This window comes from Photobacterium piscicola, assembly GCF_046058925.1.
GTDB classification, from domain to species: domain Bacteria; phylum Pseudomonadota; class Gammaproteobacteria; order Enterobacterales; family Vibrionaceae; genus Photobacterium; species Photobacterium piscicola.
The window spans coordinates 2,196,461-2,214,109 of sequence record NZ_CP175534.1 but is presented as its reverse complement, the minus strand read 5'-3'; the positions used below and the strand labels follow the sequence as shown (position 1 = coordinate 2,214,109).

Below are 17,649 nucleotides of genomic sequence, written 5' to 3'. Positions count from 1 at the left end.
CGATGAAATAAACAACGGAGGGAGAACGATGGTGACGTTTATAAAAAAATTATGGTTAACCTTTTGGCGTCCTGCTGCGAAGATAAGTCTTGGTGTACTGACCCTTGGTGGGTTTGTTGCTGGTGTTATCTTTTGGGGTGGGTTTAATACTGCGTTAGAAGTGACTAATACTGAAAAATTTTGTATTAGTTGTCACTCAATGCGCGATACCGTTTATCCAGAATTACAAGGCACCATTCACTGGGAGAATAATGCAGGAGTGAGGGCAACGTGTCCTGATTGCCATGTTCCCCATAATTGGACCGATAAAATAGCCCGTAAAATGCAGGCCAGTAAAGAAGTGTTTGGTGCAATTGTCGGCACTATTGATACCCCTGAAAAATTTGAAGCGAAGCGGTTGGAGTTGGCTCAGCATGAGTGGAAGCGATTTGCGGCGAATAAATCTTTAGAATGTAAAAGCTGCCACAGTTACGACAGTATGAAATGGGATGAAATGTCGCCACGGGCACAAGTACAGATGAAGCAAGCGGCTGCAAAAGATCAAAGCTGTATTGATTGTCATAAAGGGATTGCCCACCATTTACCGTCAAATATGGATTCATCAGGCGGTATGATTTCTGAATTAGCGGCTGTAGCACAAAATACAGATTATGAGAACGGTAATACTTATTACAGCATGCAGTTTATTCCTATGTTTGAAGATGAGGCAAAAACCCAAGATGGTGGTTCATTAGAGCCTGCATCGGGTGTCAAAGTTGTCGCTGTTAAAGATGACATGCTACAAATTGAGATCAGCGGTTGGCGTAAGGAAAAAGGGTTTGGCCGCGTTATTAATCAAGATTTTGGGATGAATATTCCTACCGCAGCATTAAGCAAAACAGCAGCTCAAAATAAAGATATTGTTAAAGGGACGACCGAAAAAGAAGATGATGTTACCGGGCTTAAATGGCAACAAGTCACAGCGACGCTATGGGTAGAAAAAGCGAAGTTTGTGAGTAATGTTAATGATATTTGGTCAGTTGCCCAATCAGCTTATAAAACTAATTGTAGTGTCTGTCATACTCAACCTGCCGAAAATCATTTTGATGCCAATACGTGGCCGGGAATGTTTAATGGCATGTTAGCTTTTGTGAATTTTGATACCGACAGTGAAGCCATTGTTTTGAAATATTTACAAAATCATTCATCAGATTTTGCAAAAGACAAACATTGATAGCGTATCCCGTTTAAAAAGAGGAAAGATCTATGTCTTTGAGTCGGCGTAAATTTTTACAAGGGTTAGCGACAACCAGTGCCGCTTCTGTGATTGGCCCAGGGTTATTATTACAAGTTGCACACGCGAGTGATACTAATACGCCAACAGCCGATGCGCCGGGCATTTGGAAAGTATCGGGCTCTCATTGGGGTGCATTTCGAGCACGAATATATAATGGCCAAGTTGCTGAAATAAAACCGTTAGAATTTGATAAAAATCCTACCGATATGTTAAACGGGATCAAAGGCTTAATTTATAGTCCTTCACGGGTGCGCTATCCGATGGTGCGCTTAGATTGGCTTAAGAAAAATAAATATAGCGGTGAAACTCGTGGTAATAATCGCTTTGTACGGGTGACATGGGATGAAGCATTAGATTTATTTTATCAAGAATTACAACGGGTACAGAAAGATTACGGTCCTTGGGCATTGCATGCTGGTCAAACAGGATGGCGAGAAACAGGACAGTTCCAAAGTTGTACGTCACACATGCAACGAGCTGTGGGTATGCATGGTAACTTTATTAAGAAAGTCGGTGATTACTCAACCGGTGCAGGCCAAACCATTTTACCTTACGTATTAGGCTCAACAGAGGTTTATGCCCAAGCAACCACATGGTCAACCATACTTAAAGATTGTAAGACATTGATATGGTGGTCAAATGATCCGATTAAAAATAGCCAAGTAGGATGGCAATGTGAAACCCATGGTTCTTATGCTTACTATGAGCAATTAAAACAGAAAGTGGCTGATGGCAAGATCCGCATGATCTCGGTCGATCCTGTGGTATCAAAATCGCAACAATATTTTAATTGTGAACATCAATACGTTAATCCTCAAACTGATGTGCCTTTCATGCTTGCCATTGCGCACACATTGTATAAAGAAGATTTGTACGATAAGCAATTTCTAGAAATGTATACACTTGGCTTTAATGAGTTCTTACCTTATTTATTAGGCACAGGTAAAGACAAAATAGCTAAAACGCCAGAGTGGGCTGAACCTATTTGTGGTGTTAAAGCTGATGCGATTCGAGAATTTGCGCGTAATTTAGTGAAAGATCGTACTATGTTGATGTTTGGTTGGGCAGTGCAACGTCAACAGCATGGTGAGCAGCCGTATTGGATGGGGGCGGTGTTAGCCTCCATGCTAGGTCAAATTGGTTTGCCTGGAGGTGGTGTGTCTTACTCGCATTTTTATAGTGGGGTTGGATTACCTTTTAGTACTGCGGCCGGGCCGGGTGGCTTTCCGCGTAATGTCGATGAAGGTCAGCAGCCTATCTGGAATAATACTGATTTTAAAGGTTATAGCTCAACTATTCCCGTTGCTCGATGGATTGATGCCATTATGGAACCGGGTAAGAAAATTCAATATAACGGCAGTGATGTCGTATTACCTGATATTAAAATGATGGTGTTTAGCGGCTGTAATCCATGGAATCACCATCAACAACGTAATCGTATGAAAGAGGCATTTAGAAAGCTGCAAACGGTGGTGAATATTGATTATACATGGACACCAACGTGCCGTTTTTCTGATATTGTTTTACCGGCTTGTACACAATTTGAACGTAGTGATCTTGACCAATATGGTACTTACTCAACCAGTGGTATTCTAGCGATGCACAAATTGGTTGATCCATTATATCAATCAAAAACCGACTTTCAGATATTCACTGAATTAACAGAGCGTTTTGGGAAAAGTAAGCAATATACCCGTGGTATGACTGAAATGCAGTGGATAGAACAACTGTATAATGACTGCCGCAAAGCAAATAAAGATAAACATGAAATGCCAGAGTTTAGTCAGTTTTGGCAGCAAGGATTAGTGGCGTTCCCAACCGATCAAACCTACGTTAGTCACGCGGCTTTCAGAGAAGATCCTGAGATTAATAGTTTAGGTACACCTTCAGGCTTTATTGAGATTTATAGCCGTAAAATTGCGCGTTATAACTATGAACATTGCCAAGGTCATCCGATGTGGTTTGAAAAAGAAGAACGTTCACACGGTGGGCCAAAATCAAATAAATTCCCATTTTGGTTACAATCATGCCATCCCAATAAACGTCTACATTCACAGATGTGTGATTCTGAAGACTTCCGTAATACCTATGCCGTAAAAGGGCATGAACCCGTTTATATCAATCCTGATGATGCGAAGAAAAAAGGCATTAAAGATGGCGATATTGTGAGAGTGTTTAATGATCGTGGGCAGTTATTAGCCGGCGCTGTACTTTCAAGCCATTATCCAACAGGGGTGATTCGTATTGAAGAAGGAGCATGGTTTGGGCCACTCAATAATGATATTGGCGCTATAGATACTTATGGTGATCCTAATACATTAACCATTGATATTCCAACCTCAGAGCTTGCTCAAGCAACCAGTGCTAATACGGTAGTGGTTAATTTTGAAAAGTTCACGGGCAAAGTACCTCCTGTTACCTCTTTTAGTGGGCCTTTGTATGTGAGTTAATTAAAAATGTGATCAACAATAAATAATAAAGAGTGGCTATGGCTGCTCTTTATTTATTTCTTATACTATAAAAAAAGGATTTTAATAAAGTGATAATGAAATGGTTGATAAAGTTGAGTTCCCCGAAGGTGATGATTTTTCAGGTGTAAAAAAGCGTAATGTCCCGAAGTTTGAACAAGGAGAGAGCATTTTACAGGCGGCGGGTGGTGAGATCGGTGTACAACAACTTGTTACTGATTTTTATTACTATATCGAGAGCTTACCTGAAGCGGCAACGATACGTGCTATGCACAGTGATAATCTGACTGAAGCTCAGCAGAAATTAACTACATTTTTAATTGGTTGGATGGGTGGGAAAGATAATTATGTTGAGCGATATGGGCGTATGAACCTTGCTAGTGCTCATCATCGTCATTCTATTGGTTTAGCTGAAAAACAAGCATGGCTTATGTGTATGCAAAAAGCCGTTGATGACCAACCGTATGATGAGTTATTTAAGCGGTTTATTATGGTGCAATTGTCTTTTCCTGCTGAGATCTGCCGTAATCAAAATTAGGCTTCATAAACCCATTCCAAACCGGAATGGGTTGCTATCCTAGCTTTCACTGTTCGATATACTTAATCACCGTTATTATTCTGCTATTAGTATGTTGATTAATAAAGTGATCGTAAATGGAATTAGGTATAGATGTATTAGTTATTTTATTTTGTGTGGCGTTAGCGGCCGGATTTATTGATGCAATCGCTGGTGGTGGAGGAATGCTCACAGTGCCAGCTCTCTTGTCTGTTGGGATTCCACCAGCTCAAGCATTGGCAACCAATAAATTACAAAGCTCATTTGGTAGTTTTTCAGCATCTTGGTATTTTGTCCGTAATGGATTAGTTAATCTTAAACAAATGCGATTGGCTATAGGCTGTACGTTTGCAGGTTCAGCTACGGGGGCTGTGTTAGTGCAGTATATTGATGCGAGCATACTGACAAGCCTTATTCCTATTTTATTAGTTTGCATTTCACTGTATTTTTTATTTTCCCCTAATATTGGTACCGGGGGAGGCACTCCTAGATTATCAGAAGCGGCTTTTGCATTTTCAGTAGGTACAAGTATCGGTTTTTATGATGGTTTTTTTGGCCCAGGCACAGGTTCATTTTTTACAATTTGTTTTGTTGTTATTGCTCAATTAGGGCTAGTAGAAGCGACCGCTCGTACTAAAGTTTTAAATTTCACCTCTAATATTGCAGCGTTAATATTGTTTATTTTGGCTGGATTACCTGTTTGGAAGGTGGGGTTAATAATGGCTGTGGGTGGTTTTATGGGGGCGCGATTAGGCGCACATGTTGTTATTAGTAAAGGTCAGCGTTTTATTCGACCAATGGTTGTTATTATGTCGATGGGAATGGCGATCAAGTTGTTGTGGCAACAGCACCCGCAATGGTTTCAATTAGTTTTTTAACACGCGGTAATTTATAACTATTTTGACGGTAGATTAGATGGATTGGCCGAGTTAGTTCTGCTAATTCTTCAAATTCAAAACAGAATTTAGCGTGAATGTTTAAAGTTTTGACTATTGAATTAGGCACTAGAGCAGGTAACATACCTGCTAGTGCCAATTGTGCAGCAGCTGTGTAAGAGTCCATTTCCATTATTGGCATGATCCCTTGCTTTTGCAGTATTGCAGCCTGAGAGATATTGGATGGGTTTTTTAAATCATTGGTAACAATAGCGGTCGGCAGTGTAAGTAGTGGTTGATTAAAAACCACTTTAAAAGGCTCATCCATCAAATGCTCTGCAATAAAGCGCGAGTTAGCTGGTAAGTGCCCCGCACAAAAGCCAATCGATGCCTTACCTGATTGAATGTTTTCAACAATGATTGGTGTATGATGCGTTGTAATCGCAATGTATTTATCATGTTGAAAATACTGTCCGAGTGCATGTGATAAATATCCTGCCACTAAGGTTTCAGAGCAATCAATCGTAATAATACTTTGATCGTCTATATTTTGATGTTCAAAAATCAGCCCTCGAATTTCATTAAAACTAGGCCCAACGTTTTTAATTAATGCATACGCATCGGGGGTTAGTTTTATTAACCTTCCTGCTGGAATAATCAACTTTGTTCCTAACGTTGTTTCTAATTTAGCAATCCGTTTGCTTACTGCTGATTGGCTAATATACAGCCGACTGCCAGTGCGACTCATAGTACCTTCTTCCGCGAGTACTAATAACGTTTCAATACCTTCAAGTAACATTGGTTGATTCCATTGATGAAAGAGAGGAATCAATAATACGGGATGATAGCGACTGAGGCTAGGTGAGAAAAAGAATAGTGTGTTATGGAACGTATAATGTTTTAAAGATGTAAGTTGAGTGTATAGAGGTGATGTTATTGCTGTTTGGTTTATCAGTAATAATAACAGGGATTAATAAGTAAAATATTGTCTAACTCTATGTAATATCTATTATTTGATCGCGTTAACAACTTGCTGATTAAATATGTATTACTATAAATTAATGTTTATTTTTCATTGATAAATAAGGATATTACAATGATAAAATCCCCACCATCGTTACTTAATTCGATTTGCACTTTAGATTTGCTAAGTCAGCAATTAAGTATTTTGAGTCATGCTCAGAACACTGATTCAAACGCACAAGTTATTACTCAATTAGCGTTATCAGAACAGGAACAAATACTGCTCATTCGTATGAAAGTTGAGGCAATAAAACAGGCTTTGGATTGTGCTTTATCAGCGGTTGAGGTACATGATGAAACAGCAATTAAACAAGCATTATTATTAGCAATGTATGAGTTAACTCAACAACAAGTGCCATCAACGTTGATGAAGTATCAGGTTGATCCTGTATTAGCGGGATAACTTTTATTCAGTAAAATAAAACCGACAACAATGTCGGTTTTTAATTGCTGTTATTCGTCGTCAGAGCTATCTACATGCAATTTTTCTTGCTTTGTAATACTACCAACTTCTAATAATGGTGCGGCATCGAGGTGCTCTGCATTCATCATAGTTGAAATACGTTGCACGGAAGAAAGTAGTAGTGATTGTTCCCAATCTTCTAACTCTTGATATTGAGAAATAAAGCTGTCTTGTAATGGTAATGGTGCTTTATTAAGTAACGTTACGCCAGCCTCTGTCAAATGAGCGTGGACTTTGCGTTTATCAAGTACACTCCGTTGACGAACAACTAAGCCTCGTTTTTCTAAACGGTCAAGAATTGTTGTTGCTGTTGCTTGACTCATATTGGTGTTATTAGATAGCTGACGAATAGTAATCTCGCCTGATCCACGAATTGCACGCATTAATACTAACTGTGGACCAGTCAGTCCGGCATTCTTATTCAACTTTCTAGAATGTAGGTCAATTGCTCGAATAATTTGTCGCAGAGCAATCAATACTTCTTCGTGCCTATCCATCTAACTCTCCAATTAAATCTGTATGTAATAACGCTATAAAATCATTCTAATGTAGAAGGTACTTTCATGATGAGAGTATACAAGAATTATAATGTTTTCATTGGTCTTTATCTGTATCTAGTTAATTTATTTATAGATAAAAGGAATTATGTGTCATTGATTTTACATTTAAGTGTTTCAAGGTTGTAAATTCAAGCTGTTTATGAAAATGAGAGCTATTCTTATTCTTGTATCGAGGGGGACATTACATACAATATGAGATAACGCAGTGAGGTTAATTGACTGGATATTGTTATTGTACTGTTGATGTGCATAACACGCACTTTTAGGCTTTAAGATTAATCTTCAATGAAAAGAAATTGTTATTCTAAATATTGAATAATATTTGTATTTCTAAGATTTGCGAATATGTTTTTATTCTATATTTAATCATCAAATATAGTTTTACTTTCATGCTGACGTGTGAATAGGGGTATTTAATGACATTTATTAAGAATGCTTTTTTTATTGTCATATTAGTATTTATCAGCTTTTACTTACAAGTACAATATGCCTATTCTCAACAACTTGGAGATAATCGTGAACAGACCTTATTAAATATAAATAACCCATCGTCCTCATTAGTGACTATCAATAAACCGACAAATATGCTTAATGGTGCCCAACGATGGGTTGCAGATGCTAATGCAAATAAAGCACGTCTTAAATATCCTTCAATATTAGTTGAATTATATTTATCAACCGGATTTCGTCAATTTTGGGAGAGCAAACAAGTAATAAATGATTTTATAGATCAACTTCGTATTCTTAGTCTATCTGAAACAAATAAAGAATTAACCGCTAGATACCATTTATTGATTCAATTACAACAACAAAGAAACTGGCAACAATATGATGTTATAGCAACAGATACCTTATTAATCTATATCAGTTTTATTGAACAGTTACATGGTAAAGGTAAATTGTGGTTGTTTGGTGAAACCGCTCCTTCAACATTACCACCACCTAGTCGTGTAGCGATTGAAAATATGCTTGATAATTATGAGAATCATCGTTTTAATCAATTTATTGTTCGCTTAAAACCACAGCTTTCAGAATATAATCAATTAGTCGCATCAATCAATAAATTGGATTCTCAACATGCATTCCGTTGGCCAGTATTGAGGTTTAATGGCAAAGTTGATCCAGGAAAAAATATTACCTTTATACCCAGTTTACTTATAATACTTGAACGATTAGGTGACATATCACCTCGTGAAGCTAAGCGTTACCAGCAACAGCATAAATCGCTATATACTGGTACATTGGTGTTGGCAATAAAACGCTTTCAAGCGAGGCATGGCTTAAAACGTGACGGTGTTATTGGCTCGCAAACACAACAATGGTTAACATTAAATCCCACTCAACGTGTACGGCTATTAGCATTAAATGCACAACGGTTACGGTTGTGGTCGACTAGTCTTTATACGGGTATTGTTGTGAATATTCCAAGCTATTATATGAAGTTATGGCTGAATGGTCGTTGGGTTATGAGCAGCAAGGTGATTGTTGGCAAGCCATCGCGGCAAACCCCGATTTTTAACTCTGTGGTTAATTCTGTGGTCTTTAATCCCTATTGGAATGTACCCAATTCAATTATGAAGAAAGATATATTACCGAAGGTGAAGCGTAGCCGGAGTTATTTGAGACGCCATAATTATGAAGTTATTCGTAGTTGGAGTAGTACTGAAAAAATAAATATAAATTCAATTCCTTATGATTTATTTTCGCCAAATAAATTCCCATACCGTTTACGCCAAAAACCAGGTAAAAAAAATGCGTTAGGTTTATATAAATTTAATATTCCCAATAACCAAGCTATTTATCTGCATGATACATCATACCCGGTATTATTTAATAAGCATGACCGTGCACTGAGCTCTGGTTGTGTACGTGTGCTGGAATCAAAATCATTGGCTTTGGCATTATTACAATATTCAGGAAAAAATGAATCTCAATTTAACACATTTTCTAGAAGTAAAAAAACGCGCACAATTAGTCTTAATAAAGGAAAAAAAGTGCCAGTTGAAATTATTTATCAAACGGCATGGGTTAATGATGAAGGCGCGGTCAATTACCGTTTTGATATTTATGAATATGACTAATGACAACAAATAATGTGCTATTAATTTCTTCTTACAATAATAATTTCGTGTAAGTTAATGATATTTAAAAATAGATTTATCAATTTGATATTATGTGACTTGTGTATTTGACTGCTTAATTAACTGAAGATAATGTTTTGCAACATTGGTATATGAATTGCTTTAGCAATAGATAACATTATTTTTTTGGTTGTGTAAGTTATGTCAAATTTAGATATTAGTCGCCGTAAATTTTTAACATTAAGTGGAATCGCTGTTGGTGCATGCATGCTTCCTAATATTGCTCAAGCAAGTTATTTTCAAGCAACAACACCTCGAACAATGTTATTGCGCAATTTGCATACAGGTGAAGAATTAGAAACGAAGTACTTTAATGGTAAAACGTATGTGGGAAAAGAAGTTCGACGCTTAGATCACCTTTGCCGTGATTTCCGTCAAAATGAAATTGCTCGTATAGATCGTCGTTTATATGATGCTATTGCACAAATTCAATCTTACCTTGGTCATGAAGGTTATGCGCAATTATTTTCAGGTTATCGCTCATCTAAAACCAATAAGATGCTAGCAAAACGCGGTGGTGTTGCAAAGAAGAGCTATCATATGAAAGCGCAGGCTATTGATTTTAATCTTGAAGGTGTGCCTTTAGCTAAAATACGTAAGGCGGCGTTAGATTTAAACATTGGTGGCGTTGGTTATTATCCAAATAGTCAATTTGTTCATATTGATACTGGCCCCGTCCGTAATTGGAGAGGGTAGTTTATTGTTGTGTTATCTGTATTTTTAAGGATATTCGTGGCATGCTTCGCTAAATAGTGTCTCCGTTTAGGAAGTATGAATGAGTCTTCAATATAAAATAGTACCAGTAACACCGTTTCAACAAAATTGTTCTATTATCTGGTGTGATGAAACACATCAAGCTGCGATTATTGATCCCGGTGGTGATATTGAGCAACTTCAAAAAGAAGTGGCAGCATTGGGTGTTAACGTTACTCAATTATTACTTACCCATGGGCATTTAGATCATGTGGGTGGCGCTGAACCTCTTTCTCAGATCCTTGAGGTTCCGGTGATTGGTCCGCAACAAGATGATGAATTTTGGCTACAAGGTTTACCTCGTCAAAGCGAAATGTTTGGCCTTCCAATGACAGAAGCATTTTCGCCAACTCAATGGCTTAATGATGGCGACATGGTAACTGTAGGTAATCAAACGTTACAAGTACTCCATACTCCAGGTCATACGCCTGGACATGTAATTTTTTACAGTGCGAATGCGAAAGTTGCATTTGTCGGAGACGTATTATTTAAAGGGGGTATCGGTCGTACTGATTTCCCTCAAGGTAATCACCCAACATTGATTACTTCGATCAAAACTAAATTGTGGCCTTTAGGTAATGACGTAACGTTTGTTCCCGGGCATGGTCCATTATCTACTTTTGGTCATGAGCGAGTGACTAACCCGTTCGTAGCCGACGAAATGCCACTATATTAAACTAACTGTGTGACTTGACCGTTAGTTGTACAGTACAGATAAACTAAGTTAATAACCACTGGTGATTTTATTGGCAGTGGTTTTTGCGTTTTTTAAAACCAAATAAACATTTAATGGGCTAGAGCTTGCATGAATTTATTTCAAACGGTACTTTATGTCGATTAAGACTTCTTTTGTTGTTTTTTAATGCTTATGGGTATGTCTCGTTATGATTACAATCGCTTTAGTTGATGATCATGTCATTGTCCGTTCTGGTTTTGCTCAATTATTATCGTTAGAACCAGATATGAAAGTTATTAACCAATTTAGTTCGGCACAAGAAGCGCGTAATGGCTTAGCTAAGCAAGCTGTTGATGTCTGTATTATTGATATTTCAATGCCAAATGAAAGTGGTTTAACATTACTCGAAGATGTAGCCAATAGTGCGGGTTGTATTATGTTAAGCGTGCATGATTCAGCAATAGTGATAAATAAAGCATTAACAACGGGCGCAAAAGGGTATCTAAGTAAGCGCTGTAGCCCTGATGAACTTGTTCAAGCCGTACGAAAAGTTGCAAAAGGCGAATCTTATTTAGCATCTGATATCGAAATGCAATTAGAAACCACAGATCCTTACCAACAATCTATTGCATGTTTAACCAAACGTGAGCGCCAAATTAGTGAAATGTTGGCTGCTGGATTAGACGTTAAAGCGGTTGCGGTTGAATTAGGGTTAAGCCATAAAACTGTTCATGTGCATCGTGCGAATGCAATGGACAAACTTAATGTGAGTAATAATGTTGAGTTAGTTAAATATTTTCCGCTAGAAATATTGTAATGCGTCATTATGTATTGACGTCATTAGGCGGGGGATTATTTTTTATTTGTAGCTGGTTTTGCTTGTGGGTTATTGCTTTTTATTTTCTTGTTGACCCTGCATTAGCTATTTTGTTTTTCCCTTTTGCATTGAGATTAGGAATAACACTGCATACTGCTAGCCGCTATTGGATTGTCATTTATGGCACTGAATGGGGGCTGATTTTATTATTGGCAAAAGCGCTTAATGATATTCCGTGGTGGCCCATTTTAATTGCGAGTATTTTATCATGGCCCGTATTGTGGTTTGCTCGCCGTTATTATTATGGCGATCAATGGCGGCAGTTATTCATTATGGCAGCAGTTATTGTCTCCACTGCGGTGATTAATGTTGTTATGGTGATGGGATTTCGATCTATCGTTCAACTACCGCTATCACCAATGGGTATGATCTTTCTAATCAGCGTCACTGGTGGATTAATGCTAGTGCCTACGTGTTATTTATTATGGAGTTTCTTGTTTAATCGGTCATGGATTCCACTTACCGTCGCTCTTATTTCTAAGCCATTAGAATTACGTCACCGTGATCTGTGTTTATATGCCTTACTTTTTATTGCTAATATCTTATTACAAGTAAATTTGCCTGATGAGCTTAGCCGTTTTGCTCCTTTTTGCTTAGCCATACCTATTATTGTGCTTGCCTTTCGTCATGGGTGGCAAGGTGCATTACTTGGAACATTGCTTAATAGTATTGCGTTAATTGCAGCTCGAAGTGATGTTAGTAATATGGAAATTACGGATTTATTATTATCACTCTCAGCACAAAGTTTAACGGGAATTCTGTTAGGTCTTGGCATTCAACGGCAACGAGATCTTAATACCAAATTATCATCAGAGTTAGGTCGAAATCAGGTTTTATCGCGTCAATTAATTAAGACAGAAGAGTCTGTTCGACGAGATGTAGCTAGAGAATTACATGATGAAATAGGCCAAAATATTACCGCGATCAGAATGCAAGCCAGCATTTTGAAACGGGTGGAGTTAACGCCGGTTACTCAGCAATGCTCGTCGACCATTGAGCAATTATCGCTTAATATTTATGACACAACCAAAGGCTTATTATCACGGTTACGTCCAAAAACATTAGATGATCTTGGTTTAGCTAAAGCTGTAGAGCAAGTTGTGTGTGACTTAAAACTAGAAGATAAAGGGATTGAGGTTGCTATGGCATGGGGGCGTCATCAGCCACCATTGTGTGATACGACAAGTGTAACGCTATACCGTATTTGCCAAGAAGCATTGAATAATATTGCTAAATATTCACATGCCACAGAAGTTATTATTGAATTACAAATTGATCAACAAATTAGATTACAAATTGAAGATAATGGGGTTGGATTTAAAGCAGAAGATGCTTTTAAAGGTTTTGGTCTTCGAGGCATTCGTGAGCGGGTTGAAATTCTAGGAGGACAGTGTTCGATAGTCAGTCACCACCGTGATAGTTTCCAAGAAAACGCCTAACAAAAACACATTACAAATACGGGTACAACACTAGCCATTATTTTACCTTTAACATAATGACAACCTTTAACTCCTTTATATAATCAGGTACCACATGGCCGTATTATCAGATCCAACCGTTGATCAACGCTATAAATATTGGCGGTTGCATATCATGGTCAGCATGTATATTGGTTATGCGGGATTTTATTTAACCCGTAAAAATTTTACTTATGCAATGCCAACCATGATTGCTGATTTAGGTTGGGATAAAGCCGATATTGGTATGATGGGCACGTTATTCTATCTGACGTATGGGTGTTCAAAATTTATTTCAGGCATGATATCAGATCGCTCTAACCCTCGTTATTTTATGGGAATAGGGTTAATTGCGACAGGCATTATAAATATCTGTTTTGGCTTTTCCAGCTCAATCGTTGCGTTTACGTTATTGTGGATAGCCAATGCATGGTTTCAAGGGTGGGGTTGGCCTGCTTGTTCTAAGTTATTAACAACGTGGTATTCACGCTCTGAACGTGGCTTATGGTGGTCATGTTGGAATACTGCTCATAATGTTGGTGGAGCATTTATTCCATTACTGGTGGGGTTTTTAACCGTGCATTATGGCTGGCGCTACGGTTTTTTTATTCCCGGTATTATTGCTATTGTGATTGGTATTGGTCTCTGTTGGCGTTTACGAAATAAACCGACGGCGATGGGGCTACCTAGTGTTGGTTTATGGCGTAATGATTATTTAGAAGTTGCCCAAGAAAATGAAGGGATTGGCCTCACTCAGCGACAAGTTTTATTTAAGTATGTCTTAACCAATAAGTATTTGTGGTTACTCGCAGTAAGTTATGTGCTGGTTTATATCGTTAGAACAGCGATTAATGACTGGGGTAATATTTATTTAACGGAACAGCACCATTATAGTCTGTTGTCTGCAAATGGAGCGTTATCACTTTTTGAGATTGGTGGTTTTTTAGGATCTCTTGTGGGAGGCTGGGGCTCAGATAAATTATTTGGTGGTAACCGTGGTCCAATGATCCTGCTTTTTTCTATGGGCATCTTTTTGGCGGTTGCTGCGTTGTGGTTAATGCCTGTCACTAATTATATTTTGCAAGCAGGTTGTTTTTTTGCAATTGGCTTTTTTGTTTTTGGTCCGCAAATGCTAATTGGTATGGCTGCCGCAGAGTGTTCTCATAAAGATTCAGTCGGCGCTGCAACAGGTTTTGTTGGCTTATTTGCCTATATGGGGGCTGCATTAGCGGGATATCCACTGGCTATTATTATGAATCATTATCATTGGACAGGCTTTTTTGTTGTTATTTCCGTCGCTGCAGCATTAATTGGGTTGTTGTTATTGCCTTTCCTTAAAGCTCAAAAGGTTACTACTGCTGTTTCATCATGAAATTAAGCTGCAGCTTTATAGCGACGTAATAGGCCAATAAAATCGTTTACAGGGCGATCAAGCACATCATCCGCAATAAAAAAATCAAACCCTAGTAATTCTCGATTATAACGCATTCGATTGGCAAGCATTGCTTGAAGTCCTTGAAATTGTTCACCGCTACTGGTTATAAATGGATCATCATCAAATAATATATTCTCAAGTTGATGGGTTGGGTGAGCGCTGTGCCTAAGTTCCATGACCAGTAAAATACGTTGTTCTAGTAACAGTCTAGATGCAACGCGTGGGCAGATAGTTCGAATAAAATCATCATAACTTTTTAAACGAATGCCAATCCAAGGTAAGGGAAGATGCCATCCATCTGATGACAGTGTCACGTTCCCTATATGCTGAATATTATGCCATGTTGTTGACCAACCCCCATAGTGGCTATGAAATTGGCAATGCATAAAGGTCAATGTGAAACTCATGGTCGATGGATTGAAGAAGGTGGCAGTAAATAGCAAAATACACCCAAATGATATAGCGATCATCAAGAGGCTTATTGTTGGTAATTGAGTATTAAAATAACTTAATAAAGCAAAGGTGAGAGTGGTAAATATTATTGCTATCCAGATAAAATGTTTTGTGGTCAGTTTTTCCGTATGAATATGAAGCGTTTCCATCACAGCCTCCTAAACCATTCAAACGACGATGATGATGTTATTATCGCGATCAAATATATATTATAGATGTATTTGTCTAAAAAAGAATTCCGATGAAAATGATGAAAATGATGAATTTGATGCATACTTTTACTAAAAATGCGTCCAAATTCGCAATTATTTGATGTTCGTTTGTGAGTGATCATATTTATCGGCGGATAAATAACCGTTTACTGGTAATTGTTACATAACCTTGGTATAAAACGCGCTCACTTTTTCTCGATGAAAAGAGTGGAGATTGAAAAGTAGTGTAACGGAGTAAAAAGTAATGAGAATTTCTCACAAACGTAATGTTCAACGTAAACTGCATAAACAGAAACCTCTTTTAAGCAATACAGTCTTAGCAGTTCAAAAGATGCCAGAAGTTGAATTAGTTATTGATACGGCAGTGGTTACTGACCCTATTATTTCTAAGCCAACGACTGTTTCTAAGCCAATTGCAACGCTGACACCTAAGCAGCAACAAGTACTAGATATTGTTGTAAGCCATACTGATGGTTTAAATCCAAAAGGTATTGGTTTACAAGCAGGCCAAGAAGAGGCTAAAGCGGCTTCTTGGGCTACTGGTGCGCTAAAAAAACTAACAGAAGAAGGGTTAGTTGAGCGCATCCAATTGGCAGGGAATAAAGTGTTATATAAAGCACTTTAAGATATGCTAATCCCGCTTCTCTTTAAGAAGCGGGGATTTCTTCGTTTGATTATGATTTTTCTCCTCTTTTGTCCCCTTATCACAACTATTGTCTATACTATTATTATCTTTAAGACATAAAACCGACGCTTTTTTTTTACTCTGCTATAACTATAAACAAGGAGAGTAATTCTCAAGGAGTACGCAGAATTCGGAGAAACTGATCTTATGACGATGATAAGTGCAAAGGAATTTTCTGGTTGGCTACTTGAACGATTTGCAGATGAAACACAGGGAGTATCCCTCAGTCGCGAAGATATTAATATGTTAACAGGGAGACAAAGTTTTTCTCTTGGTTATATTCACGATATACATTATGAAGTGATGCGGCATGGAATGGCGTTTGTAACTGATACCACAAGAGAAATGTTTTATCTTGTACCAATATCAGAACGGCCTTGGCGTAAGCAATTAGAGAAGCATTATGAACATGATCTTTATTGTAATGTATTACCATTGAATAAATCAGGCTAATAATATTTTTATCATATAACAGTAAAAAAAAGAGGATAATCATCCTCTTTTTTTATGGGTATAGTTTATTTTTTATGCGTTACAGAACAGCAGCAATACCTTGGCATAACGGTAACATATTTGATTTGGTCATACCGGCAACGCTGATACGACCAGAGCCTACTATATAGATAGCAAATTCTTCTTTGAGACGTTTTACTTGGTCTTTATTAAGGCCTGAAAATGAGAACATACCATTTTGACGCTCAATAAAGCTAAAGTCGGTATCAACACCACATTGTTTTAGTGTTGCTACAAATAATACGCGCATTTCTTGAATACGATCGCGCATTTCTGTAACTTCTTGTTCCCATTCAGCACGTAATACAGCATCGTTTAGAATCTGTGTCACAATAGCCGCACCGTGAGCGGGTGGGTTAGAGTAAATAACACGTGCAATAGATTTCACTTGGCTGAATGAAGTCACTGCTTGCTCAGTGTTCTTGGCAACTAAAGTAAAAGCACCTACACGCTCATTGTAAAGGCCAAAGTTTTTAGAGAATGAACTAGCAACGAGGAGTTCTGGCATTTGATCGGCAAAGATACGCAGTCCTTGTGCATCTTCTTCAACACCTTGAGCAAAGCCTTGGTAAGCAAAGTCAAACATTGGCAGTAATTGTTTTTCTAGGCAGAGCTTAGCCAGTGTTTGCCATTGTTGATTAGTTGGATCTATACCTGTTGGGTTATGACAACAGCCGTGGAATAAGACGACATCACCTGCATTTGCTTGATTTAAATCTGCCACCATCGCATCAAAATCGATATTTTTTGTGTGGGCGTTATAGTAACCGTAAGTCTTCGTCTCTAGGCCGGCGGCACCAAAAACACCATGATGGTTTGCCCATGTAGGATTACTGATCCAAACCGTAACATCCCCTAACTGGCGTTTAATAAATTCAGCAGCAACGCGTAATGCTCCTGTACCGCCAGGGGCTTGTGCCGTTTGAACTCGTTTTTCTGCAATAAGTGTAGAATCAGTACCAAAGAGTAGTTGCTGCACTGCTAAGCCATACTCAGGCGTTCCTGGAATGCCTAAATAAGATTTTGTTGTTTCTTGTGCTAATAAAATGGCTTCTGCTTTTTTTACAGTAGCTAAAACAGGTGTGTTACCTGCTTCATTTTTATAAATACCCACGCCGAGGTTAATTTTATGTGTTCTAGGATCAGCTTTAAATTCGTCTGTTAAACCGAGAATAGGGTCTGCGGGTGCTGCTGTAATCTTTTCAAACATATCGATCATCCATGGG

The 17,649-nt window shown here is 38.1% G+C and carries 17 protein-coding genes; 13 read left to right on the top strand and 4 right to left on the bottom strand.

The genetic code is table 11. From position 1 onward, the window contains the following. The first annotated feature begins 28 nt into the window (after positions 1 to 28). From torC to ACJZU6_RS10535, 4 genes are all read left to right on the top strand, one after another. Positions 29 to 1,213, top strand: a complete 1,185-nt coding sequence (torC, locus tag ACJZU6_RS10550; RefSeq protein ID WP_080156658.1) for a pentaheme c-type cytochrome TorC — start codon at positions 29 to 31, stop codon at positions 1,211 to 1,213. A 32-nt stretch (positions 1,214 to 1,245) separates the two neighbouring features. Then, the gene (gene torA, locus ACJZU6_RS10545) at positions 1,246 to 3,726 is read left to right on the top strand and encodes a trimethylamine-N-oxide reductase TorA (RefSeq protein ID WP_080156657.1); all 2,481 of its coding nucleotides are present in this window, start codon (positions 1,246 to 1,248) and stop codon (positions 3,724 to 3,726) included. A gap of 100 nt (positions 3,727 to 3,826) precedes the next feature. Beyond that, positions 3,827 to 4,282: a group II truncated hemoglobin gene (locus ACJZU6_RS10540; RefSeq protein WP_408900241.1), complete on the top strand. Its 456-nt coding sequence runs from the start codon at positions 3,827 to 3,829 to the stop codon at positions 4,280 to 4,282. A gap of 116 nt (positions 4,283 to 4,398) precedes the next feature. Then, complete coding sequence (locus ACJZU6_RS10535; RefSeq protein WP_408900240.1) at positions 4,399 to 5,178, top strand: TSUP family transporter; 780 nt, start codon at positions 4,399 to 4,401, stop codon at positions 5,176 to 5,178. Here the strand turns inward: ACJZU6_RS10535 and ACJZU6_RS10530 are convergent. Further along, on the bottom strand, positions 5,129 to 5,974 hold the full coding sequence (locus ACJZU6_RS10530) for a LysR family transcriptional regulator (RefSeq protein WP_408900239.1): 846 nt from the start codon (positions 5,972 to 5,974) through the stop codon (positions 5,129 to 5,131). The two genes, ACJZU6_RS10535 and ACJZU6_RS10530, sit on opposite strands and share 50 nt — an antisense overlap. 297 nt (positions 5,975 to 6,271) lie before the next feature. On the opposite strand from ACJZU6_RS10530, the gene ACJZU6_RS10525 reads away from it, so the two are divergent. After that, positions 6,272 to 6,601, top strand: a complete 330-nt coding sequence (locus tag ACJZU6_RS10525; RefSeq protein WP_080156653.1) for a hypothetical protein — start codon at positions 6,272 to 6,274, stop codon at positions 6,599 to 6,601. A gap of 50 nt (positions 6,602 to 6,651) precedes the next feature. Here ACJZU6_RS10525 and ACJZU6_RS10520 read toward each other — a convergent pair whose 3' ends face one another. Further along, positions 6,652 to 7,158 carry a MarR family winged helix-turn-helix transcriptional regulator gene (locus ACJZU6_RS10520; RefSeq protein WP_080156652.1) on the bottom strand — a complete coding sequence of 169 codons (507 nt, stop codon included), beginning with the start codon at positions 7,156 to 7,158 and terminating at the stop codon, positions 6,652 to 6,654. A gap of 479 nt (positions 7,159 to 7,637) precedes the next feature. Between ACJZU6_RS10520 and ACJZU6_RS10515 the strand changes: the two genes are divergently transcribed. The 6 genes from ACJZU6_RS10515 (at position 7,638) to uhpC (ending at position 14,497) form a co-directional block, all read left to right on the top strand. Then, the gene (locus ACJZU6_RS10515) at positions 7,638 to 9,302 is read left to right on the top strand and encodes a murein L,D-transpeptidase (RefSeq protein WP_408900238.1); all 1,665 of its coding nucleotides are present in this window, start codon (positions 7,638 to 7,640) and stop codon (positions 9,300 to 9,302) included. 201 nt (positions 9,303 to 9,503) lie between these two features. After that, the gene (locus ACJZU6_RS10510) at positions 9,504 to 10,058 is read left to right on the top strand and encodes a DUF882 domain-containing protein (protein WP_408900237.1); all 555 of its coding nucleotides are present in this window, start codon (positions 9,504 to 9,506) and stop codon (positions 10,056 to 10,058) included. Positions 10,059 to 10,137: 79 nt separating this feature from the next. Continuing rightward, positions 10,138 to 10,791 (top strand): MBL fold metallo-hydrolase, encoded by a 654-nt coding sequence (locus ACJZU6_RS10505; RefSeq protein ID WP_080156649.1) that lies wholly within the window; start codon positions 10,138 to 10,140, stop codon positions 10,789 to 10,791. 208 nt (positions 10,792 to 10,999) lie between these two features. Continuing rightward, positions 11,000 to 11,608, top strand: coding sequence for a response regulator (locus tag ACJZU6_RS10500; protein WP_408900236.1), 609 nt, complete (start codon positions 11,000 to 11,002; stop codon positions 11,606 to 11,608). Continuing rightward, positions 11,608 to 13,107, top strand: coding sequence for a signal transduction histidine-protein kinase/phosphatase UhpB (gene uhpB, locus ACJZU6_RS10495; protein ID WP_408900235.1), 1,500 nt, complete (start codon positions 11,608 to 11,610; stop codon positions 13,105 to 13,107). The genes ACJZU6_RS10500 and uhpB overlap by 1 nt, the downstream gene beginning before the upstream one ends. A 94-nt stretch (positions 13,108 to 13,201) precedes the next feature. Then, a complete protein-coding gene (gene uhpC, locus ACJZU6_RS10490) occupies positions 13,202 to 14,497 on the top strand; it encodes an MFS transporter family glucose-6-phosphate receptor UhpC (RefSeq protein WP_080156646.1) in 1,296 nt (431 codons plus the stop codon). 2 nt (positions 14,498 to 14,499) lie between these two features. Here uhpC and ACJZU6_RS10485 read toward each other — a convergent pair whose 3' ends face one another. Further along, complete coding sequence (locus tag ACJZU6_RS10485) at positions 14,500 to 15,162, bottom strand: DUF2982 domain-containing protein (RefSeq protein ID WP_408900234.1); 663 nt, start codon at positions 15,160 to 15,162, stop codon at positions 14,500 to 14,502. Positions 15,163 to 15,469: 307 nt separating this feature from the next. On the opposite strand from ACJZU6_RS10485, the gene ACJZU6_RS10480 reads away from it, so the two are divergent. Together ACJZU6_RS10480 and ACJZU6_RS10475 are read left to right on the top strand one after the other, a co-directional pair. Next, positions 15,470 to 15,850, top strand: a complete 381-nt coding sequence (locus ACJZU6_RS10480; RefSeq protein WP_080156644.1) for a MarR family transcriptional regulator — start codon at positions 15,470 to 15,472, stop codon at positions 15,848 to 15,850. Positions 15,851 to 16,057: 207 nt separating this feature from the next. Beyond that, the gene (locus ACJZU6_RS10475) at positions 16,058 to 16,363 is read left to right on the top strand and encodes a hypothetical protein (RefSeq protein WP_080156643.1); all 306 of its coding nucleotides are present in this window, start codon (positions 16,058 to 16,060) and stop codon (positions 16,361 to 16,363) included. Between the two features lie 79 nt (positions 16,364 to 16,442). On the opposite strand, the gene ACJZU6_RS10470 is transcribed toward ACJZU6_RS10475, so the two are convergent. Next, on the bottom strand, positions 16,443 to 17,633 hold the full coding sequence (locus tag ACJZU6_RS10470) for an amino acid aminotransferase (protein ID WP_408900233.1): 1,191 nt from the start codon (positions 17,631 to 17,633) through the stop codon (positions 16,443 to 16,445). Between the last annotated feature and the right edge of the window lie 16 nt (positions 17,634 to 17,649).

Coding starts and splice junctions, on each gene's coding strand:
- torC (WP_080156658.1), top strand. CDS start 29: ATGGTGACGTTTATAAAAAAATTATGGTTAACCTTTTGGCGTCCTGCT.
- torA (WP_080156657.1), top strand. CDS start 1,246: ATGTCTTTGAGTCGGCGTAAATTTTTACAAGGGTTAGCGACAACCAGT.
- ACJZU6_RS10540 (WP_408900241.1), top strand. CDS start 3,827: ATGGTTGATAAAGTTGAGTTCCCCGAAGGTGATGATTTTTCAGGTGTA.
- ACJZU6_RS10535 (WP_408900240.1), top strand. CDS start 4,399: ATGGAATTAGGTATAGATGTATTAGTTATTTTATTTTGTGTGGCGTTA.
- ACJZU6_RS10530 (WP_408900239.1), bottom strand. CDS start 5,974: ATGTTACTTGAAGGTATTGAAACGTTATTAGTACTCGCGGAAGAAGGT.
- ACJZU6_RS10525 (WP_080156653.1), top strand. CDS start 6,272: ATGATAAAATCCCCACCATCGTTACTTAATTCGATTTGCACTTTAGAT.
- ACJZU6_RS10520 (WP_080156652.1), bottom strand. CDS start 7,158: ATGGATAGGCACGAAGAAGTATTGATTGCTCTGCGACAAATTATTCGA.
- ACJZU6_RS10515 (WP_408900238.1), top strand. CDS start 7,638: ATGACATTTATTAAGAATGCTTTTTTTATTGTCATATTAGTATTTATC.
- ACJZU6_RS10510 (WP_408900237.1), top strand. CDS start 9,504: ATGTCAAATTTAGATATTAGTCGCCGTAAATTTTTAACATTAAGTGGA.
- ACJZU6_RS10505 (WP_080156649.1), top strand. CDS start 10,138: ATGAGTCTTCAATATAAAATAGTACCAGTAACACCGTTTCAACAAAAT.
- ACJZU6_RS10500 (WP_408900236.1), top strand. CDS start 11,000: ATGATTACAATCGCTTTAGTTGATGATCATGTCATTGTCCGTTCTGGT.
- uhpB (WP_408900235.1), top strand. CDS start 11,608: ATGCGTCATTATGTATTGACGTCATTAGGCGGGGGATTATTTTTTATT.
- uhpC (WP_080156646.1), top strand. CDS start 13,202: ATGGCCGTATTATCAGATCCAACCGTTGATCAACGCTATAAATATTGG.
- ACJZU6_RS10485 (WP_408900234.1), bottom strand. CDS start 15,162: ATGGAAACGCTTCATATTCATACGGAAAAACTGACCACAAAACATTTT.
- ACJZU6_RS10480 (WP_080156644.1), top strand. CDS start 15,470: ATGAGAATTTCTCACAAACGTAATGTTCAACGTAAACTGCATAAACAG.
- ACJZU6_RS10475 (WP_080156643.1), top strand. CDS start 16,058: ATGACGATGATAAGTGCAAAGGAATTTTCTGGTTGGCTACTTGAACGA.
- ACJZU6_RS10470 (WP_408900233.1), bottom strand. CDS start 17,633: ATGTTTGAAAAGATTACAGCAGCACCCGCAGACCCTATTCTCGGTTTA.